This is a genomic window from Corynebacterium hindlerae (genome assembly GCF_014117265.1).
GTDB lineage: Bacteria > Actinomycetota > Actinomycetes > Mycobacteriales > Mycobacteriaceae > Corynebacterium > Corynebacterium hindlerae.
This window is the reverse complement of sequence record NZ_CP059833.1, coordinates 488,433-514,331: the sequence shown is the minus strand read 5'-3', so window position 1 is coordinate 514,331 and position 25,899 is coordinate 488,433. Positions and strand designations below refer to the sequence as shown.

Annotated in this window: 27 protein-coding genes; 18 read left to right on the top strand and 9 right to left on the bottom strand. The window is 61.1% G+C overall.

From position 1 onward, the window contains the following. The first annotated feature begins 4 nt into the window (after positions 1-4). Positions 5-1,309, top strand: coding sequence for a threonine ammonia-lyase IlvA (gene ilvA / locus HW450_RS02470; RefSeq protein WP_182386453.1), 1,305 nt, complete (start codon positions 5-7; stop codon positions 1,307-1,309). Here the strand turns inward: ilvA and treZ are convergent. Further along, entirely contained in the window at positions 1,302-3,011 is a 1,710-nt protein-coding gene (treZ, locus tag HW450_RS02465) for a malto-oligosyltrehalose trehalohydrolase (protein WP_182386452.1), read from the bottom strand. The genes ilvA and treZ overlap by 8 nt on opposite strands. Positions 3,012-3,064: 53 nt before the next feature. Here treZ and HW450_RS02460 point away from each other — a divergent pair, with 53 nt between their 5' ends. The 4 genes from HW450_RS02460 to HW450_RS02445 are packed head-to-tail and all read left to right on the top strand — an operon-like array spanning position 3,065 to position 4,769. Further along, a complete protein-coding gene (locus HW450_RS02460) occupies positions 3,065-3,517 on the top strand; it encodes a hypothetical protein (protein ID WP_182386451.1) in 453 nt (150 codons plus the stop codon). Then, positions 3,510-4,154, top strand: a complete 645-nt coding sequence (locus tag HW450_RS02455; protein ID WP_182386450.1) for an IMPACT family protein — start codon at positions 3,510-3,512, stop codon at positions 4,152-4,154. The genes HW450_RS02460 and HW450_RS02455 overlap by 8 nt, the downstream gene beginning before the upstream one ends. Before the next feature lie 10 nt (positions 4,155-4,164). Then, entirely contained in the window at positions 4,165-4,398 is a 234-nt protein-coding gene (locus HW450_RS02450) for a hypothetical protein (RefSeq protein WP_182386449.1), read from the top strand. Between the two features lie 5 nt (positions 4,399-4,403). Next, entirely contained in the window at positions 4,404-4,769 is a 366-nt protein-coding gene (locus tag HW450_RS02445; RefSeq protein WP_232843300.1) for an RNA-binding S4 domain-containing protein, read from the top strand. A gap of 645 nt (positions 4,770-5,414) precedes the next feature. Here HW450_RS02445 and HW450_RS13130 read toward each other — a convergent pair. The 7 genes from HW450_RS13130 to HW450_RS02415 form a co-directional block, all read right to left on the bottom strand. Further along, positions 5,415-5,543 carry a hypothetical protein gene (locus tag HW450_RS13130; RefSeq protein ID WP_256435297.1) on the bottom strand — a complete coding sequence of 43 codons (129 nt, stop codon included), beginning with the start codon at positions 5,541-5,543 and terminating at the stop codon, positions 5,415-5,417. A 50-nt stretch (positions 5,544-5,593) separates the two neighbouring features. Continuing rightward, positions 5,594-6,592: a GTP pyrophosphokinase gene (locus HW450_RS02440; protein WP_182386448.1), complete on the bottom strand. Its 999-nt coding sequence runs from the start codon at positions 6,590-6,592 to the stop codon at positions 5,594-5,596. A 1-nt stretch (position 6,593) separates the two neighbouring features. After that, entirely contained in the window at positions 6,594-9,002 is a 2,409-nt protein-coding gene (treY, locus tag HW450_RS02435) for a malto-oligosyltrehalose synthase (protein WP_182386447.1), read from the bottom strand. A gap of 45 nt (positions 9,003-9,047) precedes the next feature. Further along, a complete protein-coding gene (locus HW450_RS02430) occupies positions 9,048-9,686 on the bottom strand; it encodes a hypothetical protein (protein ID WP_182386446.1) in 639 nt (212 codons plus the stop codon). Positions 9,687-9,773: 87 nt separating this feature from the next. Next, entirely contained in the window at positions 9,774-11,108 is a 1,335-nt protein-coding gene (locus HW450_RS02425) for an exonuclease domain-containing protein (protein WP_182386445.1), read from the bottom strand. 47 nt (positions 11,109-11,155) lie between these two features. Further along, a complete protein-coding gene (gene glgX / locus HW450_RS02420) occupies positions 11,156-13,360 on the bottom strand; it encodes a glycogen debranching protein GlgX (protein ID WP_182386444.1) in 2,205 nt (734 codons plus the stop codon). A gap of 14 nt (positions 13,361-13,374) precedes the next feature. Then, complete coding sequence (locus HW450_RS02415; protein ID WP_182386443.1) at positions 13,375-13,923, bottom strand: TetR family transcriptional regulator; 549 nt, start codon at positions 13,921-13,923, stop codon at positions 13,375-13,377. Positions 13,924-14,069: 146 nt separating this feature from the next. On the opposite strand from HW450_RS02415, the gene bioB reads away from it, so the two are divergent. Genes bioB through nadC form a run of 5 tightly spaced genes read left to right on the top strand, consistent with a single transcriptional unit; the run spans position 14,070 to position 17,902 of the window. Continuing rightward, complete coding sequence (bioB, locus tag HW450_RS02410; protein ID WP_182386442.1) at positions 14,070-15,077, top strand: biotin synthase BioB; 1,008 nt, start codon at positions 14,070-14,072, stop codon at positions 15,075-15,077. A gap of 6 nt (positions 15,078-15,083) precedes the next feature. Beyond that, the gene (gene bsaP, locus HW450_RS02405; RefSeq protein WP_182386441.1) at positions 15,084-15,344 is read left to right on the top strand and encodes a biotin synthase auxiliary protein BsaP; all 261 of its coding nucleotides are present in this window, start codon (positions 15,084-15,086) and stop codon (positions 15,342-15,344) included. 12 nt (positions 15,345-15,356) lie between these two features. Continuing rightward, positions 15,357-15,944 carry a hypothetical protein gene (locus HW450_RS02400; protein WP_182386440.1) on the top strand — a complete coding sequence of 196 codons (588 nt, stop codon included), beginning with the start codon at positions 15,357-15,359 and terminating at the stop codon, positions 15,942-15,944. 33 nt (positions 15,945-15,977) lie between these two features. Continuing rightward, a complete protein-coding gene (gene nadA / locus HW450_RS02395) occupies positions 15,978-17,030 on the top strand; it encodes a quinolinate synthase NadA (protein ID WP_182386439.1) in 1,053 nt (350 codons plus the stop codon). Further along, entirely contained in the window at positions 17,030-17,902 is an 873-nt protein-coding gene (gene nadC, locus HW450_RS02390) for a carboxylating nicotinate-nucleotide diphosphorylase (protein ID WP_182386438.1), read from the top strand. The genes nadA and nadC overlap by 1 nt, the downstream gene beginning before the upstream one ends. Positions 17,903-17,907: 5 nt before the next feature. Here the strand turns inward: nadC and HW450_RS02385 are convergent, their stop codons facing one another. Beyond that, the gene (locus HW450_RS02385) at positions 17,908-18,951 is read right to left on the bottom strand and encodes a YbjN domain-containing protein (protein ID WP_182386437.1); all 1,044 of its coding nucleotides are present in this window, start codon (positions 18,949-18,951) and stop codon (positions 17,908-17,910) included. Between the two features lie 175 nt (positions 18,952-19,126). Here HW450_RS02385 and hisD point away from each other — a divergent pair, with 175 nt between their 5' ends. Genes hisD through HW450_RS02345 form a run of 8 tightly spaced genes read left to right on the top strand, consistent with a single transcriptional unit; the run spans position 19,127 to position 25,895 of the window. Next, on the top strand, positions 19,127-20,431 hold the full coding sequence (gene hisD / locus HW450_RS02380) for a histidinol dehydrogenase (protein ID WP_182386436.1): 1,305 nt from the start codon (positions 19,127-19,129) through the stop codon (positions 20,429-20,431). Then, complete coding sequence (locus tag HW450_RS02375; RefSeq protein WP_182386435.1) at positions 20,431-21,510, top strand: histidinol-phosphate transaminase; 1,080 nt, start codon at positions 20,431-20,433, stop codon at positions 21,508-21,510. The genes hisD and HW450_RS02375 overlap by 1 nt, the downstream gene beginning before the upstream one ends. Beyond that, the gene (gene hisB / locus HW450_RS02370) at positions 21,510-22,106 is read left to right on the top strand and encodes an imidazoleglycerol-phosphate dehydratase HisB (protein WP_182386434.1); all 597 of its coding nucleotides are present in this window, start codon (positions 21,510-21,512) and stop codon (positions 22,104-22,106) included. The genes HW450_RS02375 and hisB overlap by 1 nt, the downstream gene beginning before the upstream one ends. 3 nt (positions 22,107-22,109) lie before the next feature. Then, positions 22,110-22,316 carry a hypothetical protein gene (locus tag HW450_RS02365; protein ID WP_182386433.1) on the top strand — a complete coding sequence of 69 codons (207 nt, stop codon included), beginning with the start codon at positions 22,110-22,112 and terminating at the stop codon, positions 22,314-22,316. Positions 22,317-22,376: 60 nt separating this feature from the next. After that, entirely contained in the window at positions 22,377-23,681 is a 1,305-nt protein-coding gene (locus HW450_RS02360) for an MFS transporter (RefSeq protein ID WP_182387270.1), read from the top strand. A 23-nt stretch (positions 23,682-23,704) separates the two neighbouring features. After that, positions 23,705-24,337 (top strand): imidazole glycerol phosphate synthase subunit HisH, encoded by a 633-nt coding sequence (hisH, locus tag HW450_RS02355; RefSeq protein ID WP_182386432.1) that lies wholly within the window; start codon positions 23,705-23,707, stop codon positions 24,335-24,337. 23 nt (positions 24,338-24,360) lie between these two features. Beyond that, positions 24,361-25,098, top strand: coding sequence for a bifunctional 1-(5-phosphoribosyl)-5-((5-phosphoribosylamino)methylideneamino)imidazole-4-carboxamide isomerase/phosphoribosylanthranilate isomerase PriA (gene priA, locus HW450_RS02350; RefSeq protein WP_182386431.1), 738 nt, complete (start codon positions 24,361-24,363; stop codon positions 25,096-25,098). An 11-nt stretch (positions 25,099-25,109) separates the two neighbouring features. After that, on the top strand, positions 25,110-25,895 hold the full coding sequence (locus HW450_RS02345) for an inositol monophosphatase family protein (RefSeq protein ID WP_182386430.1): 786 nt from the start codon (positions 25,110-25,112) through the stop codon (positions 25,893-25,895). Positions 25,896-25,899: the final 4 nt, after the last annotated feature.

Here is a 25,899-nt window from a genome sequence, read left to right as displayed (position 1 = left end):
TGCCATGACCGATCACGCAACGCAGGAAAAACAGCCTTACCCAGCAGAAACAACCGCCATCCGTGCGGCAGACATTCAATTGGCACAGGCACGAATTTCCGCGGTGATCGCTCCCACACCGCTGCAATATTGCCCCCGCTTGTCTGAGGCGACCGGCGCCCAGATCTATCTCAAACGCGAAGACCTGCAAGACGTCCGCTCCTACAAAATCCGCGGTGCTTACAACAGCATCGTGCAGCTTGACGACAACCAACGTGCAGCCGGAATTGTCGCCGCCTCCGCGGGCAACCACGCCCAAGGCGTGGCCTACGCCTGCAACGCCCTCGGCATCAAGGGGCGCATCTATGTCCCAGAATCCACCCCCAAGCAAAAGCTCAGCCGCATCCTGGTCCACGGCAAGGACTCGGTGGAGCTGAAACTGGTGGGCGCGAACTTTGATGAAGCGTCTGCTGCAGCTCGCGAAGATGCAGCCGCGACCGGAGCCACTTTGGTAGAACCCTTTGACGCCCGGGACACCATCATCGGCCAGGGCACCGTCGCGGCCGAGATCCTCTCGCAGCTCACCGCGCTCGGCAAGCATGCCGACGCCGTGGTTGTCCCCGTGGGCGGTGGTGGACTGTTGGCCGGTGTCTTGTCCTACCTGCACGACATGTCCCCCCGCACCGCGGTTATCGGCGCTGAGCCAGCCACCGCAGCATCGATGCAAGCGGCCCTGGACAACAACGGGCCAGTGACACTCAAGGACATTGACCCGTTCGTAGATGGTGCCGCTGTCAAGCGGGTTGGGGATTTGAACTACCAGGTCGTCGATAAGCAGCGGTCCCGCCTGCACATGCTCGCTATCTCCGAGGGGGCGGTGTGCACCGAAATGCTGGACCTGTATCAAAACGAGGGGATCGTGGCGGAACCCGCTGGTGCGCTGTCCGTCGCGGGCCTGAAAGCGATGTCCTTCAGCCCCGGCGACGTTATCGTCTGCATCATCTCCGGTGGTAACAACGACGTGCTGCGTTACAACGAAGTGGTGGAACGCTCCCTGGTCCACCAGGGCCTGAAGCACTACTTCCTGGTGAACTTCCCGCAAGAACCAGGCCAACTGCGCCACTTCCTCAGCGAGGTACTGGGCCCGGAGGACGACATCACCCGCTTCGAATACCTCAAGCGCAACAACCGCGACACCGGCGCCGCGCTGGTCGGCATCCAGCTAGGTAAGGCGAGCGAGCTGCCGGCTCTCCTGGAGCGCATGGACGCCTCCAAGATTTACTGTCAGCAGCTGCGCCCAGGCACCCCCGAATACGATTTCCTTACCTAAGGATCGCAAAACCCCAACCGTCCAAGGTGGTGTCGGTCTCCGATACCACCGGGTCGGTAAAGGAGTAGACCAGCTCGCCTCCGAACGGGACGGTTACTGACTCAGCGGAGAAATTCGCCACGAAGCGCACATCGTCGTAGCCGAACATCACCCACTGATCGCCATATTCCACGTCCATGTGCTCTAAGTAGGGGCGAGCCAGGCGGAGTTCGTGGCGCAGCTGGAGGAGGTGTCGGTAAGCGGCGTGGATTTCTTGTTGCTCCTCGGTGAACTCCCAGTCGAGGCGGGAACGCTCGAAGGTTTCCACTGCACCTGGATCTGGGACCTCGGACGGGTTCCAACCACTGCGCTTGAACTCGTTCATACGGCCCTCACGGGTCAGCCGCAGCAGTTCCGGATCCGAGTGGGAGACGAAGAAACAAAACGGCGTTGTTGCACCGAATTCTTCACCCATAAACAGCATCGGAGTGAAGGGGGAGCAGTACACCACGGCTGCCTTGAGTACCTGCTGTGCTGGCGACAGATTCATCGACGGGCGATCACCCTGCGCCCGGTTGCCCACCTGATCGTGCGTGGTGGTGTAGGTAACGAACTTCGACGCCGGCACAATCGTGGTGTCCAGCCGGCGACCGTGGGTGCGGCCACGGAACGTGGAGAACGTCTCTGCGTGGTAAAACACATTTTTCAGCGTTTCAGCGAGCACTTCGGTGCTGCCGAAGTCTGCATAGTAGGCGTGTTGCTCACCAGAAACCAGGGTGTGCAGGGCGTGGTGGACATCGTCGATCCACTGGCCATCGAGCCCATAGCCACCGGCTTGCTGCGCTCCCACCAGGCGCGGATCGTTCTGATCTGACTCCGCGATCAGCACCCGCGGGATACCCGTGGTGGCTTCGACCTCGTTCTTCAAATACGTCATCTGCTCCAGCAGCGGAATGGCGCCCGGATCCCACAGTGCGTGCACCGCATCGAGCCGGATACCGTCCACGTGGAATTCCTCGAACCACATCCGGACCGCGTCGAGGATGTAGGAACGCACCGCGTCGGAGCCGAAACCGTTAAGGTTAATCAGCTCGCCCCAGCCCGTGTTGCCACCTTGGGTGTATGGGCCAAACATCCCGGTGTAGTTGCCCTCCGGGCCGAAGTGATTGAACACGCAGTCCAAGATCACTGCTAATCCGGCGTTGTGCGCGGCATCAATCAGACGTTTCAGTCCGCGCCGGCCACCGTAGCCTTCGTGAACAGCGTGCCACTGCACTCCGTCATAACCCCAGTTGCGATCACCGGCGAAGGGTTGCACCGGCATTAGTTCGATTGTGGTGATGCCGAGGTCCTTGAGATAGTCCAGCTTGGAGATCACTCCGTCGAAGGTTCCCTCCGGGGTGAATGTTCCCACGTGGAGTTCGTAAATGACTTGGGATGGCAGAATACGGCCGGTCCAGGAGTGATTAGTCCATTCGTAGGACTCGTCACTGACTTGGGAAAGCCCGTGCACGCCGTCGGGTTGTTCGGTGGTGCGTGGGTCAGGGACCACGGGTGACCAGGCTTCGCCGTCGTAAAGCGAAAAGCCATAGCGTTGGCCGGGCACCTTCGTTACGTCGCAGGACCACCAGCCCTGCTGGGTGGCAAACATGTCGGTGGCGGTGCCATCGACGTGGACGCGGACTTTGGTGGCGTTGGGTGCCCAGACTTCAAAAACAGACATATTACCTAGGCTAACGATTTTTCGCGCTGCGAGCAGCCGGTAAGGTGAGCTGCATGTACCTCACCGACCCCCACCCGGATGACTTTTCGGTTTTCGACGTCGCCCCAGTGGCCACCGTCGTCGTCCGGCGGCGGGCGGTCAGTGGGGCACAGGTGCCGCAGCTTTACGACGCCGCATTGGCCCGCATCTCCGCCGCCACCAAATTCGGCGACGTCATTGCGCATGGGCCACCTTTTAGCCTCTTTCGAAGCCTCGGCGACACCATGGACGTAGACATCGGTGTGCCCGGCGTGCTCACCGCTGTCGACCCGAACCTCCTCGTTTCGGAACTTCCCGGAGGCCCCCTCGCCCGGCTCAGCTACCGCGGGCCCCAGGAACAGTTGCCACTAGCATGGGCGGAATTCAGCGCCCGGATCGCGGGTCAGGGCCTTGCTACCATCGGCCCCACCTGGGAAAGCTACGTCGACCACCCTCACAGAACGGACCTTTATAGCGTTGTTGCCTAACACATATTCCCGCCCGGTGGCCGACGAGGTCTTCACCAGCGAACTTGAGATCAAACGCTCCAAATTCCTGGGATTCATCACCCGCGCCACCGACGAAGCTCAGGCCCGGGACTTTATCGCCACCCTCAAATCTCGCTACCCAGACGCCCGGCATCACTGCAGCGCTTTCATCTACCATGTTCCCGACGCGAACCCCGTCGAACGCTCCAGCGACGATGGCGAACCCTCCGGCACCGCGGGCCTGCCCATGCTTGACGTGCTCCGAGGCAGCGGGCTTCTCGACATAGTGGCCGTGAGCGTCCGCTACTTCGGGGGCATCAAACTCGGGACCGGGGGACTCGTACGCGCCTACTCAGACTCCGTCACCCAGACCCTCGCCTCCGTGAGAACTGTGGAACGAGCGCTGCGGGAGCTCTACCTCTTCTCCGTCGGCCATGATGTTGCCGGACGCCTCGACGCCGAGCTTCGCGGCCGGGGTTTCACCGTGGTAGATACCGCCTATGGCGCGCGCGTCGACTTCACCGTCGGCGTCGAACCAGGGCAGCGCCCGCTTCTCGACGCCTTCCTCGCCGAAGCAACCCACGGCGGAATCGCCTCGAAACTGATCGGCACCGAGTGGATTGAAACACACTGCTAGAGTTAGTGCCATGACGATGCAACGCTACCCACGAAACCCCATCGAACAACGCAAGATGGCCGTGCGCAAATACAGTCGCAACGGCGTCATCGCTGTCACCTCTGGCCTCGCCGGTGGCACCGCGCTGTGGCTGCTGGCAGGAGCTGAAGTATTCCTCGTTCTCGGGCTCATCGTCGCCGTGGTCGGTGGTTTTGTGAACTACCGGCGCGTGCAGAAGATCGTCAACCACCGCGACGAATACTAAAACCCGTGTCATCCACGCGCATTGACGCCTGGATTTGGGCAGTACGCATCGTCAAGACCCGCACAGCCGCGGCAGAAGCCTGCAAAGCCGGGCACGTCAAACTCAATGGAGTCGCGGTGAAACCCTCACAAACCGTGAGCCCGGGCGATCGCGTCCGAGTATGGGTGGACCACCGCCAATACGACGTGGAAGTTGTGGAAACCCTGCGTAAACGAGTCGGAGCACCCCTCGCGCGCGCAGCCTACATCGACCACTCACCACCACCGCCACCAAAAGAAATCATCGCATCGATCCCACGCCGGGACCGAGGGGCAGGGCGACCAACAAAACGAGAGCGTCGCGAGATCGACCGGCTCATGGGGCGTAGTTAGTAGTTTAGGGACGCGGAAATTTAGCGTACCGATGGGATTTTTCATGCGTGGATCGTCCCATCCGTACGCTCGATTTCGGGTGTTGCTGGGAGGGATCAAGCCTCTGGCCCACCACCCACATAGCATGACGCCTTCTTAGGGGTGCGGGGTTAAGTAGCACAATGTGTGTCTGGTCGGGGGTGCCGTTGGTCTTGCTTTTGGCCTGGTAGGTGGGCCCGGAGATAGGCACTCTTTTTGTTCCCTAGCTGCTTTTTCGCCGGCAGCGGATTGTTGTTTCTCGATGGTGTGTTGGTAGCGAGTCAGGAAAGTATTCCCGGTGTGCCATCTCAACGTATGCGGGGCATCGGGGCCGGTTGGTAGAGAACGGTTGGTGGAGAATTCGAGAGGAAGTAGCGTCAAACCTAAACGTAGGTTGTTTTCCACTTGAACTCTCTACCAACCGTTCTCTACCAACTGTTGTAGACCTCTGGTGGTGTCGTTCCACCTGAGAATCGCGGCACCGGTCTTAGTCACCAGGTGCGACATTGAACAAGGTTTGTGCGGTTCTAAAAACTTTAGCGTGGAATCTAGACCGATTTAATCAGGTGTGCGCAGCCCAGGGCGCCGAAAGAAAAGCCGAAAGAAAAAAGGGGCCAGCTGGTATCGCTACATGTTCAGTCCCCAATGAGGTGGCGGGAAGTTAATGCCAAACTCGCGGAAGAAGTTAGCGATGGAAAGTGCCCATACGTGAATGAAGTCCGCGATCTGCGGGAATTGGTGCAGGAACGAGCCCATGCGAAGCACTCCTTGATTGTTGTAGCGGTGTTCATTTCTTCCAACCTATCTTATTTTCCTACGATGCCGGCTTTAGTCATGGCCGCCAATCGCTTTTTTAGTCGTGCTTCGCGTTGCGCGGGGTGGTGTCCAGACGCATGTGTGCGTTCGATGTGCAGGGGGCCGAAGCGACGCAGCAGCAGGTCGTCGATAATGCGCACCTGCCCGGGGACGAATGGGTAGTTCAGGGCGGACTCCACTGCGTTGATGTCGGAGTCATCGAGGAGGTCGCGCAGCTCGCGGACAGTAGTGATGCCGTTGACCGCCAGGATCTCCTCCAACCAGCTGTAGTAGTCGGAGCGGGATCGTGGGAAGCGGTTGCCCACGAGCATGGCCAGCACCCCCGGCAACGTTTCCGCGGTGAGGTCAACCTCATCGGAAGCCAAGGGGGCCTCTCCCTGGATGCGGGCGATCTGGTCGAATTGTTGGTCGGCGAGTTCGATCAGCCCTGCTGCCAGGGTGAAGGCGCGGTCGATGCGGGGGTCGTGAGCATCAGCGCCCTTGTAGCGGATGTCGTGCTCGAACTCCGCCCACGCGTGCTGGAGCACCGTGCGCACCTGCACCTCAAAAGTGACACCGTGATACGCCGCCAGATAATCCGACGTGTCGGGTACCTGCACAATCAAGTGGTGGGAACCGTAGCCGAACCCGCCGGAGATGCGGGTCTCCGCCGTCTTATCCACACTTTTGAGGACCGTGAACTGTTTGCCCAGCACATCCAGCACCACCGGAATATCCGCGGAAAAATAGGTGGTGATGCGGATACCGACGATGTCTTTGATGTCTGTCCACGGGGAAGGGTAGCGGAAGGAACCGTCGTCCAGACGCTGCATTGCCTTTGATTTGAGCGAGCGCCACGTCTTGACCCGGGCAGCGACGCGGTCGAAGGACACGCCCGCATCAACGAGGATTTCTTCGATGGCGCCCCGAAAATCGCTCGCCAGGGAGGGATTGGCCCGGAGCCACTCGTGGTAAGTAGCTCCGAGAGTCGCGATCCGCTTGTTGCTCATGTTATGAACGTACCAACAGGGCGGTGGGGGTGATGTCGAGGAGTTCCGCAACCGGCACCTCACCCGAATAGCTCCGCCCCGTGAGCTGCTCCTGCCACTGGCCTTCCGGCAGCGTGAGGGTAGTGTCCGCCCAGCCGCCGCCACGCTCCAACTGGATTGGCTTGCGGGTAGCCACAGCAATCACGCGCAGATCGCGCTGCGACGTACCGCGCGCCATGGCCACCAGGTGCGACTCCATCGACCCCACGGCATACACCGCCTGGTAATCGCCCCCCACGAAGCTTTCTGGATGGTTCTGACGCGTCTGCAGCGCCGCGTGAACCACGGCTAGCTTCGTTAGGTCGTCGTCCCCAGTGTGTTCTGCAGTGAGCGGGCCCGACTCCTGCAACATCGCCAGCTTCTGGCTCCGGGAGGTGTAGTCCACGAACTGGCGGTTATCCGGATCCACCAGCGTATCGAGGAAAAATTCGTTGCCCTGGTAAATGTCAGGCACGCCGGCGCCGATGAGCTGCAGCATCTTTCGTCCCAGCGAGATGGAGACAGAGGCTGGGGCGATAGTCTCCACGAAGGTGCTGAGGTGCGCCGTAGCCGGGCCGTCAAACAGCGCGTCAATCCAGTGCGAGATGGCCTCTTCAAAGGACGCGTCAGGTTCCGTCCACGTGGTGTGTACACCAGCCTCACGAATCGCCTTCAACGCGTACGCCTGGAAGCGCTCCCGTAGCGAATCCGACGGTGTGCCTTCCGCAGGCCACACACCGATCAGGTTTTGGAGCAGGAAATGGCCGGTGGCGCCGTCCGGCGGCGGGGTGATGGCAGTGATCTTGTTGACGCATTCCGCGAACTCGCTCGGCACCTCGGAGATTTCGATGATTCGGCTGCGGACATCTTCGCCACGCTTCGTATCGTGAGTGGACAGCGTCGTCATGGTGCGTGGCCACAGCAGCGAACGTTCGTTTTGCACCATGTGGAACTCCGCTGCCGAGACACCGAAGCGACCCGGAGCGCCACCCACTTCCTGGAGCGCGACCAGGCGGGATGCGCGGTAGAACATTTTGTCTTCCACGCCTTTGGCCATGACGGCGCCACAGACTTGTGCGAAGCGGGTGGCGGCTTCGCCGTCGACAAGCAGTGCAGCGGCGATGATGTCGAGGGCATCGCGGCGGGATGGGAAGCGTTGCACCATCTCGGCGATCACGGTGGCAGTGACGCGGGACAGGGAGATGTAGTCGGCGCGGTACACCGGCATGAAGGCGACGAGCTCGACGATGGTGTCGATGAGCTGCTCGTCGGAGACGTGTGGGCCTGCGGTGGAGAAGTTGTCGCGGCGCATGGCCCGCGCTAATCGACGCACTTCCGCCCCCAACTCGCTCTCGGCCACCTCCCGTTTCAGGGAGTGCTCGTTAGCGACGAGAGAGGCCTGATCCCACGGGGAACCGGTGTGCTGCATAGCCAGCATAGACAGGGTGTCCACGCCCTCGCGGGCGACGAAGACACCGTCGAACTCGCGAAGAGCATCGTAACCTGTGGTGCCGTCGACGCTAAGGCGGGGATCCAGCGGTTCTTCCACGCCGAGGATCTTTTCGATGATCAGCCAACGATCAGGGCCAATGACCTCTCGTAGGCGGGTGATGTAGCCGAAGGGGTTAGCTAGACCGTCAGGGTGATCCACGCGGACACCGTCGATAAGATCCAGCGCTACCAGCTCGCGGAGCACCTGGTGGGTGTGTTCGAAAACGAGTGGGTCTTCCTGCCGCAAGCCCGCCAGGCCGTTCACAGAGAAGAAGCGACGGTAGCCGATGACTCCGTCACGCCAATACATCAGACGGTAGGACTGCTGCTCGTAGACCTCGCGTGGGTCGTCGCCCTCCGTACCAGGCCGGACCGGGAAGATGTGGTCAAAGTAACGCAGGACCTGTTGGTCCTCGTACGTATCAAGGGTGAGCTTGTCTTCATCTCCGGCAGAACCCAACACCGGGAGGCCAAGTTTTCCTCCGGCGCCGTTGTCCTCATGCCAATCAATGTCAAAGAAGTGCTCGTATTGGGAATCCTTGCCGTTGCGCAGCACATCCCACCACCACGGGTTGAGTTCTGGCTGAGCGATGCCCACGTGGTTTGGAACGATATCGATGATCACACCCATCCCCAAGGAATGGGCCTTTTCCGCCAGGGCAGTAAAGCCCTCCATGCCACCGAACTCCGGGTTGATGGTGGTTGGATCGGTGACGTCGTATGAGTGGTTAGACTCCGGGAGCGCGGTCAGAATCGGGGACAGGTAGACGTGGGACACCCCGAGCTGATTGAGGTAACCCAGCTGCGCCGTGGCCTCCGCGAAGCTGAACGCCCGCCCTGATTCGTCAGCCTTGGGGCCGCGCAGTTGAAAGCGGTAGGTGGCAGTAATGGGGCGTCGCATAGTGCTAACTCACTTCTCCTGAAATAGTCGTGTACCGCATTAAGTCTAGGGAGAAATACGTGCCCGCGCCGATTGTTCCACCGCCACAGTCACGCGCGGTTCCTTCGCTGGCTCCTCATCCCACAGCCCAAGCGTGACCGGAAAGCCCTGGTGAAATGACAAATCTGTAAAGGAATAGTCGGAGTCCACAGTCACACCCAGGCTGTGCAGTGCCGGGGCTAGTTCCGCACTGAGCACAGGGCCACATGTGGCGACCACACAGTCCTCGGATAGACAGTGAAACACCGCGTCTGTCGTGCCAAAGACTTGGCACGCTGCCGCATGCAGTCGGGTAAACAACAACGGGTGGCCGAGCCACTCCGACGCGGTCCCGGCTTTGGGGCGGATCTGAATGGTACGTGGCAGTCGCGGATCATGGAGATGCCGGACCAAAAAGCTGCAACCGAAATCATCGCTTGCGGCGTCGAGAAGCCGACGTGCGGTGGCATTCCATGCCGTGAGCGTCGTGAGGCCGTGCGCGGATAATTCGCCATGGCCGAGTGGCCGCCCGCCCTGGTGTAGCACTGTGCGGATGTCTTCCGACAGCGCGACCGTCGCAGGAGCTGCGGAAAAACCAGAGCAGCCGAGCGTGGCGAGGTCAAGGTCTGTGGTGCGGCGCAATCCTAACGAAAGTTCGAGTGTCACTTAAACCCCCAATTAAGCGAAAAACTGTCTCACTTATATAGACTGCGACACCCGGCCAAAAGGTTCCATTGGAGGAAGAAAAAATTTTTAAAACGGGGGTTGTTCATTGAGCCCCAGCGCCTCATAAAGCCGGTCCCGATCCCACAACGAGATCTCCTGCCCCTGAGCCATCAGCTCCTCGGCACGCTTTTGCTTGGATGTGACTGTCGCCCACGGTCCGCACACCACGATGGTGGTTTTCTTTGTCACATTCTTGCCTACGGAGCCACCACGCTCGGTGATCCTATCCCACAAATCACCCTTCTCAAACGGGGCAAAATCACCGGTCAACGTGACATTCTGGCCGAAGAGCGGGCCAGCAGGATCGGCATCGGGATTCGGGTCTGGAATCACCTCCGGGGTGGCCACTCGGGCCCACGGCGCCGACCTACCTGTGTCCCGGGGACGAGGCGTGGCATCCGAAACTGGAGACTCCTTGGTCTCCGGAGCCAGCCCCAACTTGGTACGCTGCACGGCAACACCTGCGCCACTACGATCCCGCAGCACCGGGTACACCCGGTGTGGTTCCAGCAGCCCCATGGTGAAGCCACGGCTAAAACACATGTCCACGAAACTTCCAGTGAAGCCATCGCGCCGGGCCAGCGCCACCGCGATACCACCGCACGCAGCAGCGTCCGCGGTTGCGTCATGGTGCTTGGTCAGCTCAACCCCCAGGCCACTGGCAACGGTGGGCAGGCGGTTGTTGTCAAAACCTAACTGCGCAGCTCGCGCCATCAGCAGAGTGCAACCGAACACAAATCGAGGTGGGGTGATGCCACAGGCCATGCTCGCGCGGGAGAGCGCAGTGAAATCGAACTGGGCGTTGTGCGCCACCATCGGCAGCTCGCCTACAAAGTCGGTGAGTTCAGTCAGCCGTTGGGGGAAAGCCGGAGCGGACTCCACATCAGTTTGCGTTAGGCCGTGGATAGCAACATTGTCGGGATCGAAGTGCTCGAGCCCTGGTGGCGGGGAGACGAACCAAGACACCGAGTCGGTGGGGAGGCCGTCCTGGAAGCGCACCGCGCCGATCTGGCAGATGGAACCCCAGTCCGCATTCGCGGTTTCGACATCGAAGGCGATGAAGTTCAACCCAGGGACGGAACCCGAGGACGGGATCGTCTCGCCGGATAACGCCGCCTCCACGGCTGCACAGAACTCTTGGGCGTTCGAGGCCTGACCAGGGCTGAAGGTGACGTCGATTCCCACCCCGAGCAACGTCACCCGACCCCCGAGCACGCTGGTGGGGGCCACCACTTCAGTGCCGGTGACCTCGGCGAGCGAGATGCTGCGCGACTGAAACTGCAATGCAGTGAGCAGCGGAGAATAGTGCACATCCACACTGGTAGGGGTGACATTGAGGTGGGCACCGTGCGCTGCGATCACTGCTTCATCACTTTCGAGTTGAGCCGGCCAAGAGGACTACAGTGAGTCTACTTGGCTGCGTCAGCTTCCGGAGAAACTGGCTCCTCTGCTTCCACCGGCTCCGGTGGGGTCATTTGCTTCAGCAGCATGACACTGCGGCCGGGAACCACCAGGTGTCCTGAGGCTTGGTAGATCTCTTCATCAGCCGGGATACCGGTCTTATCGGTGGTATCGATCTGCAGTTTCCAGCTTCCGCCCAAGGCAGAATTCGGCAGGGTGAAATCGATGTCCTCGTGGTAGGCGTTGAAGCACAGCAAGTAGGAATCGTCGGTGACACGTTGGCCACGCTCGTCCGGTTCCGCGATGGCGTTTCCGTTGAGGTACACCATGATGGATTTGCCGGAGGTAAAACCCCAGTCGTCCTGCGTCATCAGACGCCCTTCAGGGGTGAGCCATGCGATGTCGCGCTCCGGCATGTTATCGCCAAGCGGGCCACCGGCGAGGAAGCGACGACGGCGGAACACTGGGTGGTCGCGGCGGATTTCCAGCAGACGTTTGGTGAACGCCACCAGGTCTGCATTTTCTTCCACCTGGTCCCAGTTGATCCACGACAGCTCGGAATCCTGACAGTAGACGTTGTTGTTGCCCTGCTGGGTGCGGCCCATTTCGTCGCCGTGGGCGATCATCGGGGTGCCCTGTGAGAGCAGCAACGTGGTGAGGAAGTTGCGGCGCTGCTGGGCGCGCAACTGCTGGATCTCCGGATCGTCGGTGGGGCCCTCCACGCCACAGTTCCAGGATCGGTTGTGGGATTCGCCGTCGCGCCCGTCCTCACCGTTGGCCATGTTGTGCTTCTCGTTGTAGCTGACCAGGTCATTGAGGGTGAAGCCGTCGTGGGCGGTAACAAAGTTAATGGACGCGGTTGGTCGACGACCATTGTTGGCGTAGAGGTCCGACGAGCCGGTCAGTCGGGAAGCAAACTCGCCCAGGGTGGCAGGTTCACCGCGCCAGAAATCGCGCATGGTGTCACGGTACTTACCGTTCCACTCGGTCCACAGCGGTGGGAAGTTACCCACCTGGTAGCCGCCCTCGCCAATGTCCCACGGCTCTGCGATCAGCTTGACCTGGGACACGATCGGATCCTGCTGCACGAGGTCGAAGAACGCCGAGAGGCGGTCAACGTCGTGGAGTTCACGAGCCAGGGTAGAGGCGAGGTCGAAGCGGAAACCGTCGACGTGCATCTCAGAGACCCAGTAGCGCAAGGAGTCCATGATCAGCTGCAAGGAGTGCGGGTGGCGCACGTTCAGCGAGTTACCAGTGCCGGTGTAGTCCATGTAGTGGCGCTTGTCGGAGTCCACCAGGCGGTAGTAGGCAGCGTTATCGATGCCGCGGAACGCGATGGTGGGGCCCATGTGGTTGCCCTCGGCGGTGTGGTTGTACACCACGTCCAGGATCACTTCGATGCCTGCTTCGTGGAAGGCGCGCACCATACCCTTGAATTCGGACACGGCGCCGCCAGGCTTGGTGGCCGCTGCGTAGTCCTGGTGCGGTGCGAAGAACCCGAAGGTGTTGTACCCCCAGTAGTTGCGCAACCCCAGCTCGCGCAGGCGATCGTCCTGCAGGAACTGGTGCACAGGCATGAGCTCGATGGCGGTCACCCCCAGGTCCTTGAGGTAGTTGATGATGGCCGGGTGCGCCAAGCCTGCGTAGGTACCGCGCAGCTGTTCCGGGACGTCCGGGTGCGTCATGGTCATGCCCTTGACGTGAGCCTCGTAGATCACGGTCTCGTGGTACGGAGTCTTGGGGGAGCGGTCATTGGCCCAGTCGAAGAAGGGGTTAATCACCACAGAGCGCATGGTGTGGTGCAGGCTGTCTTCGGTGTTGCGGGCGTTCGGATCATCAGGGTTGGTGATGTCGTAGCTAAACAGCGAGGGGTGGCCGTCGAACTCGCCGTCGAAGGCCTTAGCGTACGGGTCTACCAGCAGTTTTGTTGGGTCGCAGCGGTGGCCGTTTGCCGGGTCGTACGGGCCATACACGCGGTAGCCGTAGCGTTGGCCTGGCTGGACGCCTGGCAGGTAGCAGTGCCAAATGTGGGCGTCGACTTCTTCGAGTTCGATGCGTTCTTCGTTCTGCTCACGGTCAATGAGGCAGAGTTCGACCTTCTCTGCGATATCGGAAAAGAGGGCGAAGTTGGTGCCGGCGCCGTCGTAGGTAGAGCCAAGCGGGTATGCGTCTCCCGGCCAGATCTGTCGGACATTGCCATTTTGTTGAGTCATGCTCAACACCTTACTTAACGTTGCACCGAAACTCCGGACATGATGAGCGACAGGCCGTCAGTAAAATCACGCGCCGACTGCACAGCGGGCACCCCTGGGCGGTCCAGCGCAGCATCCATCTGCTGACGCGACTGCTCATGCAACGTGGCTCCGACGGTAAAGTTCAGGAGCGTGCCCGCCGCCACCCGTGCCCGCTCGGGGGAAGCGTTTTCGGTGGTGAGGGCGTCGATAAGCGCAGCGATAATGCGCTCAGTAATGTCACCGACGGGCAGGGCGGCACCGACCACCTCAGCGCCGTCGCGGTGCCGAATCATGGCCGCGCGGAGCACCTCGCACAGCTCGGAGGCGCTGTGCTTACCGACGGCGATAGCCTCCCATACGGGTGAAAGAATCTCCTCCGCGATGGCTTCGATCAGCGACTGCTTATTAGGGATATGCCAGTAGAGCGCGCCGGGTACCACCTCGAGGTGTTTTGCGAGTCGGCGCATGGTCATGTCCGCCAGCCCGTAGGAATCGAGGATGTCAATGGCTGCGCTAATGATGCTCTCTCGGGTTAACTGCACGACCTCCACAATAGAACTCGCGCGACAAAAAGTGTTGTTACCCCCTTTCTTTTGAACGGCGTTTAAGGTGCGGTGTAGTGTGAGCCTATACACAACAAGCCCGCACGATGTGCTGACCAACGTGATTGTAAGGAACGTGACCTACCATGACCACCGTCCAGAATGACATCCTTGACCTTGCCCGCGAAAAGGTTCTCGAGCGAGGCGAAGGCCTGAACAAGGAAGAAACCCTCGCGGTACTCCAGCTGGACGACGATCGCATCCCTGAACTGCTGGAACTGGCGCACGAAGTCCGCCTGAAGTGGTGTGGTGAAGAAGTGGAGATGGAAGGCATCATCTCCCTAAAAACCGGTGGCTGCCCAGAAGATTGCCACTTCTGCTCCCAGTCCGGCTTGTTCGACTCTCCAGTGCGCTCCGCATGGCTTGACATCCCTGCCCTCGTGGACGCTGCCAAGCAGACCGCCAAGACCGGCGCCACCGAGTTCTGCATCGTCGCGGCTGTCAAGGGGCCGGACGAGAACCTGATGCAGCAGCTGGAAAACGCTGTCGCAGCCATCAAGTCCGAAGTGGATATTGAGGTCGCAGCCTCCATCGGCATCCTGACCCAGGAGCAGGTCGACCGCCTGGCCAAGGCCGGCGTCCACCGCTACAACCACAACCTGGAAACTGCCCGGTCCTTCTTCCCGAACGTGGTCACCACCCACAGCTGGGAATCACGCCGCGAAACCCTCGACATGGTGGCCAAAGCAGGCATGGAAGTGTGCTCCGGTGGCATCCTCGGCATGGGGGAAACCCTGGAACAGCGAGCCGAGTTTGCGCAGGACCTGGCAGAACTGAACCCTACCGAAGTGCCCATGAACTTCCTTGATCCGCGCCCAGGCACCCCATTCGCTGACCGGGAAGTCATGCCGGCCCAGGACGCCCTCCGCGCGATCGGCGCCTTCCGCCTGGCGCTGCCTAAGACCATCCTGCGCTTTGCCGGTGGCCGTGAGCTCACCCTGGGTGACCTCGGTGTCGAGCAAGGTCTGCTCGGTGGCATCAACGCCATCATCGTCGGCAACTACCTCACCACCCTGGGGCGCCCGCAGGAACAGGACCTGGACATGATGGGCAAGCTGCGCCTGCCGATCAAGGCTCTGAACGCTACCGTCTAACCGCAGATGAAAACTCCCGAAAGCACTGAGCTGTTGGAAGCGCTGCTCACCGGGGCAGCGCCGATCTACCACCCCAACACTGGCGAGAAAATCCCAGAGGACGGGGAGCTGACAGTCACTCTGTCACCGAGCGCCCGCGCTGGCTTGGAAGCGCCACGCTACTGCCAAATTTGCGGGCGCCGGATCGTCGTGCAGATCCGCCCCGATGGCTGGGATGCCATCTGCTCCCGCCATGGCGCTGTCGATTCGAAATACCTGGAACGCTAAACTCTGTAGTTCATGACTATGACCGCTCCTGGCGCCGATCACCCCCACACACTGCGACCACGGCTTATTCCTGGTGTTGTGGGGGCGTACGCCGAGGTACTGCTCATCAGCTTGCTCGCCTTTGGGCTTAGTGGGCTTGCCTGGGGTGCCTGGCGCCCGGCGGTCTCTGGCGTGATTACTGACAACGGGGGAGTAGAGGTCACCGATCCCGAGCTGCTCAATGCGAACATAGAGTTCCAAACCTTCGGCGTCATGGTGGTGTGCTTCCTCATCCTGGGGATTATTCTCGGCTGCTACGCGTGGCTGCGACACCAGGACTACGCCGGTATCGGCATGATGCTGTGGGGCGCCGTCACGATGGTCCTCGGCTCCCTCACCTTCTTTCTGGCCGGGACAAAATTCGCCTTGCTGAAAGTAGGTACCCCCGCGGAGGACGAGTTACAGGTAGGTGCGCACATCGACTATCTGCCCTCGGTGGGGATCGCTAATGCCGTGCTCGTGGCGCCTTTCGTCTTTGTCTTGATGATGTGGCTTCTTGCGGTATTCAGCAGTTACCCCCACCAAGAACACGACGCTAAGCGTGCTAGTCTTTCCAGTTAATTTTAGTTCAAAACAACATAAGGGGCATGCACATTGTCTGCACTAAGCCAACTTGGTCCGATCGAATCGCCACTTCGCGCATCGGTAGTGAGCACCCCGGAAGGGTATGCCGGGATCGAGGCCTCGGATGAATGGCGTCGGGAAGTTGCCCGCCTCAAGCAGGAACGCCGCGCGGTAATCCTCGCCCACAACTACCAGCTCCCGGAGATCCAAGACATCGCCGACTTCACAGGCGATTCCCTGGCCCTGTCGCGCATTGCAGCGGAAACGGACGCAGACGTGATCGTGTTCTGTGGCGTGCACTTTATGGCGGAAACCGCGAAGATCCTGTCCCCGGACAAAACTGTTCTTATCCCGGACGAGGAAGCAGGGTGTTCGCTCGCGGACTCCATCACCGCGGAGCAGCTGCAGGAATGGAAAGATGAGCACCCGGACGCCGTGGTCGTTTCTTACGTCAACACCACCGCGGCGGTAAAGGCGCTGACTGACGTGTGCTGCACCTCGTCCAATGCTGTCGATGTGGTGGCATCCATCGACCCGGACACCGAAATTCTGTTCTGCCCGGATCAGTTCTTGGGCGCCCACGTGATCCGGGAGACCGGCCGGGACAATGTGCGTACCTGGGCGGGGGAATGCCACGTGCACGCGGGGATTAGCTCCCGGCAGTTGGAGGAGGCGGCGGTGTCGAATCCGGCCGCTGAGCTGTTCATTCACCCTGAGTGCGGGTGTGCGAACTCCGCGATCTACCTGGCGGGCGAGGGCACGATCGAAAAAGAACGAGTGCACATGCTGTCCACTGGCGATATGCTCACCAGCGCCCGTGAGGTGTCCGGCGGTTCCACCGTGTTGGTGGCCACGGAGCTGGGTATGTTGCACCAGCTGCACAAGGCAGCCCCAGAGGTGAACTTCCAGCCGGTCAACGAGCGCGCCGAATGCGGTTACATGAAGCGCATCACCCCCGCAGCGCTGCTCAAGTGCCTGGCCGACGGCACCGACGAGGTGACCGTCCCCGCCGATGTGGCCGACAAGGCCCGCGCCAGCGTCGCGCGCATGATCACGATTGGAAAGCCTGGTGACGGCGAATAATGTCTGATTTTGGCCCTGACCTTGCTTTTGACCTTGCCGACGCCCGCGCCGTCATCCGCGTCGCACTCGACGAGGACCTCGCTTACGGACCGGACATCACCACCCGCGCCACCGTCGGCGAGACGCAGCGTGCCACCGCGAAAATTGTCAGCCGCGCGCACGGCACCGTCGCCGGGCTCGCGCTTATCGACGCCGTCCTCTCCGAAGTCAGCACCACCGAAGATTACCGCGTGGAACTGCACCTTTCCGACGGCGATCGCGTGGAGCCAGGTACCGCAGTCGCCACGATTGAATGTCCGACCCGAACTCTCCTCACCGCTGAGCGCACGATGCTCAACTTGCTGACGCACCTCGGTGGGGTAGCCACGGCCACCGCGGAGTGGGTGGACGCTGTCGCCGGCACTGGCGCGAAAATTCGTGACTCCCGCAAGACGTTGCCAATGATGCGGAAACTACAAAAATACGCAGTCCGGGCCGGCGGTGGCGAAAACCACCGCATGGGGCTGGGGGATCGCGCAATGATCAAGGACAACCACGTGGTGGCTGCCGGGTCCGTGGTGGGAGCGCTGCGCTGCGTTCGTCTGGAGTACCCGGACGTGTGGTGCGAGGTAGAAGTAGATACGCTCGCGCAGTTGGATGAAATTTTGACAGAGTCTCCTGACGAGGTGTTGCTGGACAACTTTGACCTGTGGGAGGTGCAGATTGCTGTGCAGCGTCGTAATGCACTATCGCCGTCGACGTTGCTGGAAGCCTCTGGTGGCCTGCGGTTGGAACACGCGGCCGACTACGCCAAGTGCGGTGTGGATTTCCTGGCGGTCGGTTCGTTGACGCACTCGGTTCGCGCCTTGGACCTGGGGCTCGACTTCGAATAACGCCCCTATTGGTCCGGCCAATGCACAGGCGAGTGGCCGCTGATGTCCATACTGAGGGAATCAATCGCCCTGAGGATTTCCTGGGTGTAGGTGGTGATGACCTCGTCTAACTGTTCGCTGGACATACCGTGCGTGATGGGCAGCGCTGCCTCGACACGGAGCTGGAGCGCCTGCTCCTCGGTTACCCATAGGGCCCGGGTGAGCGAGGGGGCGTTATTCCAGTCGTTGGCGATGAGGAAGGCCTTGAGCAGGTCTGCTTCGGGGACGAAGCAATCCCAGTGTCCTCGCATGAGTAGGGAGGGGCCGTTGTCAATAAAGACCGCCATGAGGATGTTGTTGATTCCGGTGACAATGAAATCCTCATGCTTTTCCATGTTGGTGATGCCCCGGGTGGCCCACGTGTCGGCGATGCGATCGATGGTGATGGGGGAGAGCTCATCGGCAAACATTGCCGGCTGCTCGGAAGAATCGAGGAACAGATTCAGTGCGGTGTGCTCGTCCATTTCTCGGCCGGGATCGCCGTCAAGGTTGCGCGGGCGAAACAGCGGAGCGCGCAGCGCTTTGTCGTCTTCATAGGTGCGCGCGAAGTCATTGAGCCCAGAGACGACGTCCGGACCAAGGTGGTCCGCGAGTGCATTAACGGCCATGTCCGTGACATCGCAGCTACGGTAGATGAAGTCGGTGAGTTGCTCGAAGCTGAGGCCGGCACCGACGGGCATGAACGCGCTGAAGGCCACCGACAGGTCACCTTCGTCAGTCACCCGAAAAGACGCTGTGGGGTTGATACGCTCGCTGTTCCAGTTGTCGATGAACTCTGAGACATCGCGGAGCAGGCCCATGCTGATATCGCGTCGTACCTGGGCGAAAGACACCAGCGCAGGTCGTGGGTGCGCAGTGAACGTGAAGAGCTGGCGGTGTAAATCCCAGGGCAACAGCAGACGGTCCGCGCCTTCAATGAAATTCAGTCCCACCTCAGTTGCGGCCTCGGCCAGGGTGGCGATGGTGGGAAACATGAGGATCTTTCCGCGATCCTCCGCTGCGATGCCCACTTGTTTCCTCCTCTCCCCGCACTTTGTATAGTTTTCATCAGAGTGAAAACTATTTCTTGGTGGTGTCTGCTAGCCCTGAAATGGGCAAGAATATCAAGATTTTAAGGGATGACCCGTCCAAACACCTAGAATAAACACCGATTCCATCCATTTGCCAAGGAGGCTAGAACCAAAGATGCTCAATACCATTGACGTGCGCGGACAACAGGCCAGCATGAGCGTATTGCGCCGGACACTTCCGCGCGGGCAGATGGATGTGGATGCAGTGCTCACCACGGTACAGCCCATCGTCGCCGATGTGAAGGACCGCGGTGCGGCAGCTGCACTGGAATACGGACTCAAGTTCGACGGTATCGCTCCAGAATCGGTAACGGTGCCACGGGACGTCGTTAAGCAGGCTGCGGACAACCTCGACCCCGCCATCAAACAGGCCTTGACAACTGCCATCGAGCGGGTACGCACCGTGCACGCAGCGCAGAAGCCGAGTGGCAGCACCGTCACTCTGGCGGACGGCGCCGTCGTGCGGGAGGAATTCTTGCCGGTGCAGCGCGTGGGCCTGTACGTTCCGGGTGGCAAGGCGGTGTACCCAAGCTCGGTGATCATGAATGTGGTGCCGGCGCAGGAGGCCGGCGTGGAGACCCTCGTGGTGGCCTCCCCGCCGCAGCAGGAGTTCGGGGGCTGGCCGCACCCCACCATCCTGGCGGCCTGCGAGCTGCTTGAAGTGGAGGAAGTATGGGCCGTCGGTGGGGCGCAAGCCGTAGCGTTGCTGGCGTACGGTGATGCGGACCTCGAACCGGTGGACATGATCACCGGGCCGGGCAACATCTTCGTTACGGCAGCCAAGCGCCTGGTGCGCGGCGTCGTCGGGATTGACGCCGAGGCAGGTCCTACAGAAATCGCGATCGTCGCGGATGAGACAGCCAACCCGGTGTACGTGGCCTATGACCTGATCTCCCAGGCCGAGCACGATGTCATGGCAGCGTCGGTGCTGATCACCCCGTCGGTGGAGTTCGCACAGGCGGTGGATAAGGAAATCGAGGCGCGCTACGGAGTGACCCTCAACGCCGACCGCGTCGCCCAGGCGCTCAAGGGGCAGCAGTCGGGCATCGTGCTTGTCGACGACCTGGACCACGCCATCCACGTTGCCAACGCCTACGGCGCCGAGCACCTGGAAATCCACACCAAGGACGACGCCTACGTTGCTGGAAAGATCAGGAACGCTGGCGCGGTGTTCGTCGGGGAATACGCCCCGGTGCCTCTCGGTGACTATGCGGCCGGCTCCAACCACGTGCTGCCCACCTCCGGCTCCGCTGCGTACGCCTCCGGGCTGTCCACCCATACCTTCCTCAAAGCCATGCACTTTGTGGAATACACCAAGGAAGGACTCGCCGGGATCGGCGATACCGTCATCACCCTCGCCGACGCCGAGCGCCTGCCCGCTCACGGCGAAGCAATCAAGGCACGTCTGGAGAACAACTAATGGCTCTATCTGATCTTCCACTGCGCGAAGAACTGCGCGGTAAGTCTGCCTACGGCGCGCCTCAACTCAGCGTCGACGTCAGGCTCAACACCAACGAAAATCCCTACTCGCCATCGCAGGCGCTCATCGACGACCTGGTCGCCGAAGTAGCCAAGCTCGCCGCTGATCTCAACCGCTACCCAGAGCGCGACGCAGTGGACTTGCGCACCGCGCTGGCAGACTACGTCACGGAACAGACCGGCGTCGCAGTGACCAAGGACAATCTGTGGGCTGCCAATGGGTCTAACGAGGTCCTGCAGCAGCTCTTGCAGGCTTTCGCTGGCCCCGGTCGCAGCGCGATGGGCTTTACCCCGAGCTACTCCATGCACCCAATCCTGGCGCAGGGCACCTACACCGAGTTCATCGCGGTGCCCCGAGGCGCCGACTTCCGGATCGACATGGACGTGGCCCTCTCCGCGATCGAACAGCACCAGCCGGACGTCGTGTTCGTGACCACCCCCAACAATCCGACCGGCGATGTGACGTCACTGGCGGACATCGAACAAATTCTGCAGGCAGCTCCGGGGATTGTCATCATCGATGAGGCCTACGGCGAATTCTCCCCGTCGCCGTCAGCCACCACATTGCTGGCGAAGTACCCGCACAAACTCGTTGTCTCCCGCACCATGAGCAAGGCCTTCGACTTTGCCGGCGGGCGCCTGGGCTACTTCGTCGCGGACCCGGCGTTCATCGAAGCTGTCATGCTGGTGCGGTTGCCGTACCACCTGTCCACGCTGTCTCAGGCAGCGGCGATTGTTGCGCTGCGGCACCGGAAAGACACCCTCGCGACCGTCGCGAAGCTGGCTGTCGAACGCGACCGCGTTGTCGCAGGCCTTACCGACGCCGGCTACCAGGTGGTCCCGAGCGAATCGAACTTCGTGTTCTTTGGGCCGTTTGAGGATCAGCAGCAATCCTGGCAACAATTCCTGGCCCATGGTGTGCTGATCCGCGACGTCGGCGTTGCCGGGCATTTGCGGGCTACCATCGGATTGCCAGCAGAAAACGACGCCCTGCTCAGTGCCGCGAAGGAGATCATCTAATGCGCATCGGAACCGCCACTCGCACCACCTCCGAGTCCGACATCCAGGTGGAGATCAACCTAGATGGGTCGGGCCAGGTGGATATCGACACCGGGGTGCCCTTCTTCGATCACATGCTCACCGCCTTCGGCGTGCACGGTTCTTTTGATCTCAAGGTTCACGCCAAGGGAGATACCCACATCGACGCGCACCACACCGTGGAGGACACCGCCATCGTGCTGGGACAGGCGCTGCTGGACGCCATCGGGGACAAGAAAGGCATCCGACGCTTCGGCTCCGCGATGCTCCCGATGGACGAGACCCTGTGCGAGGCGATCGTCGATATCTCCGGTCGCCCTTACTTCGTGATCACCGGCGAGCCGGAGCACATGGTGCACCAGGTCATCGGTGGGCACTATGCCACAGTGATCAACGAGCACTTCTTTGAAACGTTGGCCTTTAATTCCCGGATCACGCTGCACGTTCGCTGCCACTATGGGCGGGACCCGCACCACATCACGGAAGCGGAATACAAGGCCGTGGCTCGTGCCCTGCGCGCGGCTGTGGAATATGACCCACGTATGACCGGGATCCCTTCCACCAAGGGTGCGCTGTAGCAGATGACAAAACTTGTTACAGTAGCTAAGAGTGCTTCCGAACCGCGCTACGCGCTGGTGTACGTGTTATTCATCATCGCTGGCCTCCTCGTTGGTGGGGCGTGGTCTGCTTATAAGGCGGAGAATCGGACAGCGACATTCGGATTGGCGATCTGCGCTGCGATCGCCCTGGCCGCCGCATTATTGTGGCTGATTGGAGAAATGACCTAAGTGGTACTGAAGGCTTCGAACCGTCGGCTCACCCGAGAGGAACTGGAACAGCTTCCCAGCATGTGGCGTAGCCCCGGGTTCTTAGCCACCATCATCGCGGTGGGGGCGGCCTTCGGTAGCTGGTCGCTATTGCTCCCCGTCGTACCACTGGCTGTCATTCAGTCGGGCGGTTCAGATGCCTTCGCTGGTGCCACCACCGGTGTGTTCATGGCGGCGACCGTCCTGACCCAGGTGGTCACGCCGCGACTCTGTCGGCGCTTCGGCTACATTCCCGTGATGAGCGTGTCCGCGTTCCTGTTGGGCGTTCCCGCTGTGGGATACCTGCTGGGAATGCAGATGCTGCCGGTGCTGCTGATCTCCGCTATCCGGGGCGTCGGGTTCGGTGCGCTGACCGTGGCCGAATCGGCGCTGATCGCGGAACTTGTCCCATTGCGCTTCCTGGGGAAAGCCTCCGGAACTCTTGGCTTGGCGGTGGGCACCTCGGAGCTGCTGTTTTTGCCCATGGGCCTGTACCTGGCGGAAAACATTAGCTTTGAACTGGTGTACGTGCTGGGAGCCGCCGTGGCGCTGGTCGCCGCGGTGTGCTGCTTGCTTATTCCGAACATTGCGCCCGATGTGCCGGACGAGGCGGAAGCCGCTGCGGATACCACCACTGCTGAACCTGCGCGCCGGAGCGTGGCGACGTGGAAGCTGGTGACCGTCCCTGCGATCGGTATTTTTGTCGCTGCCATGGGCTTCGGTACGGTGTCCACCTTCTTGCCAGCCGCGGTACGGGAAGCTGACGCGGTGAACGGTGCGTTGTTCGCGGGCGTGGTGCTCTCCATCGTGGGCGGAGCCCAGATGGTGTTCCGATACCTGGCAGGCGTCGTGGCTGACCGACGCGGCGACGCTGGTGCCACGATGGCCCCGGCGCTGCTGATTGGCGCGTTGGGCCTGGCTATCATGGCAATGACGGTGGCCAACCACTGGTCCGTGTGGCTGCTGTTTTTGGCGGCGGTGCTGTACGGCGGCGGGTTCGGTGCCGCCCAGAACGAAGCGTTGCTCACCATGTTTACCCGCCTGCCACGCAGCCGGGTATCCGAGGCCTCCGCGCTGTGGAACATTTCCTTCGACTCCGGCACCGGTGTCGGTTCGTTCGCGCTTGGTTTCGTTGCGGCGTCGTTCGCCTACTCGGGAGCCTTCGCAGCGGCCGCCGGAATTATGGCCTTTGGCCTGCTGGCAACAATACTGGATACCTACTTGGGTAAGCACCGCGTGACGGACTACGACAACATCAAGACCCGCCTGCGTCGCGTGCCGAGCGTGAAGCGTCTGCCACTTCCTGGCAGGCACACCTCCAGGGGTAAGGCGAAGAAGACGAAGTAACCCTACTGGCTACAATGTTCCGCATGAAGAACATTGCCCTGCTCGATTACGGCTCCGGAAACATTCGCTCTGCACAACGTGCACTGGAACATGTTGGGGCCCGGGTGACTGTCACCTCTGATCCCACGACGGTGCTGGAAGCCGATGGGCTGCTGGTCCCCGGTGTCGGCGCCTTTGATGCGTGCATGCGGGGATTGCGGGCAGTGCACGGGCCACGCCTCATCGGCGAGCGTCTGGCGGGTGGCCGACCGGTCATGGGGATCTGCGTGGGCATGCAGATCCTGTTTGACACGGGCATTGAGCACGGGGTGACCTCGCAGGGCTGTGGTGAGTGGCCTGGGAGCGTCGAAAAGCTGCAGGCTAAGGTGTTGCCGCACATGGGCTGGAACACGGTGGAGACACCGGAAGATTCCGAGATGTTCGCCGGGATTACCCCTGAGGACCGGTTCTACTTCGTCCACTCCTACGGGGTGCGCTCCTGGGAACTGACCGGCGATGGGCTCACCACCGCCCCGAAAGTTGCCTGGTCAACGCACGAGAATGACCGTTTCGTGGCAGCGGTGGACAACGGCGCGCTGTGGGCCACCCAGTTCCATCCGGAAAAATCCGGTGACGTGGGGCTGAAGTTGCTCCGCAACTGGGTGCAAAGCCTGTAAGCAAACGGGATAGAATTTAACGCATGACTTTTACACTTCTCCCAGCAGTAGACGTTGTTAATGGCCAGGCGGTTCGCCTGCACCAAGGTGAAGCCGGCAGCGAAACGGTCTACGGAACTCCGCTTGAGTCCGCGTTGATGTGGCAAGAACAGGGCGCCGAGTGGCTGCACTTTGTGGATTTGGATGCGGCCTTTGGGCGCGGTTCCAACCATGAAATGATGGCGGAAGTAGTCGGTCGTCTTGATATCAACGTCGAGCTCACGGGTGGTATCCGGGACGATGCGTCGCTCGAGCGTGCGCTGGGAACGGGTGCGCGCCGCGTCAATATTGGTACGGCGGCGTTGGAGAAGCCGGAGTGGTGCGCTGAGGTCATTAAGAAGTACGGCGACCGGGTGGCGATCGGCCTGGACGTGCGCGAAGTAGATGGCGAGTGGCGCGCCAAGGGCAACGGTTGGGTCTCCGATGGTGGGGACATGTGGGAGGTCCTCGAGCGTCTCACCGCGCAGGGCTGCTCCCGGTTCGTGGTGACGGACGTATCGAAAGACGGCACCCTGACCGGCCCGAACATTGACCTGCTGCGCGACGTGGCCGCCGCCACCGACGCGCCCGTCGTGGCCTCCGGTGGAATTAGCGTGCTTGACGACGTCATCTCCCTTGCGCAGTACGTGGATGAGGGAATCGATTCGGCCATTATTGGCAAGGCCCTGTACGAAGGCCGATTCACCTTGCCTGAAGCCTTGGCGGCGGTGGCAGCTAAGTAGGGGCTGGGCCAATGGACGCGCGCATGCTGCTGGCGATAGCCGAGGCAGTGGTCGATGACTGCGAACAGGTATTCCTGGCGGGGCTCGGTACGGCGGAACGGGTTTCCAAAGGAGCCCACGATTTCGCCACCACCGCGGACCTGAAGATCGAGTTCATGCTCCGCCAGCAACTCACGGCGCTCACCGGGATCCCGGTGTACGGCGAAGAGGGTGGCGGCAGTTTAGATGACCCTGCCGTGTGGGTGGTGGACCCGATCGACGGGACATCCAACTACGCGGCCGGCAACCCGATGTGCGCGATCCTGGTGAGCCTGCTGTACGAAGGGGAGCCGATCGTGGCGCTGTGCTCCATGCCGACCTTCGGCAAGCGCCTCACCGCGTACGCGGGATCTCCGTTGCTGCTCAATGGTCAGCCTCAGCCGCCGATCGCGGAGCCGGACAAGGACGTTGCCCAGATAGGTTTTGGGTCATTGATCGCGAGCAAGCAACACGGCTTCCACAGCAAGTTGCGTCATGAATTGTTAGGGATCCTCGCGGATGACTACACCCGACTGCGGGTAACCGGGTCGGTGGGGATCGACCTAGCATTCACCGCACTGGGGATTTTCGCTGCCACCGTGACATTTAGCCCGTTTCCCTGGGACAACGCTGCGGGAGTGCTTCTGGTTCGTGCCGCAGGGGGTGAGGCCACAGACCTAGAAGGTGGCCAGTGGTTCATTGGTTCCAGTGGGGTAGTAGCTGGCACCCCTGCCACTCATCAAGAGATTTTGGGTACCATCAACCAGATTATGGATTAGCTGA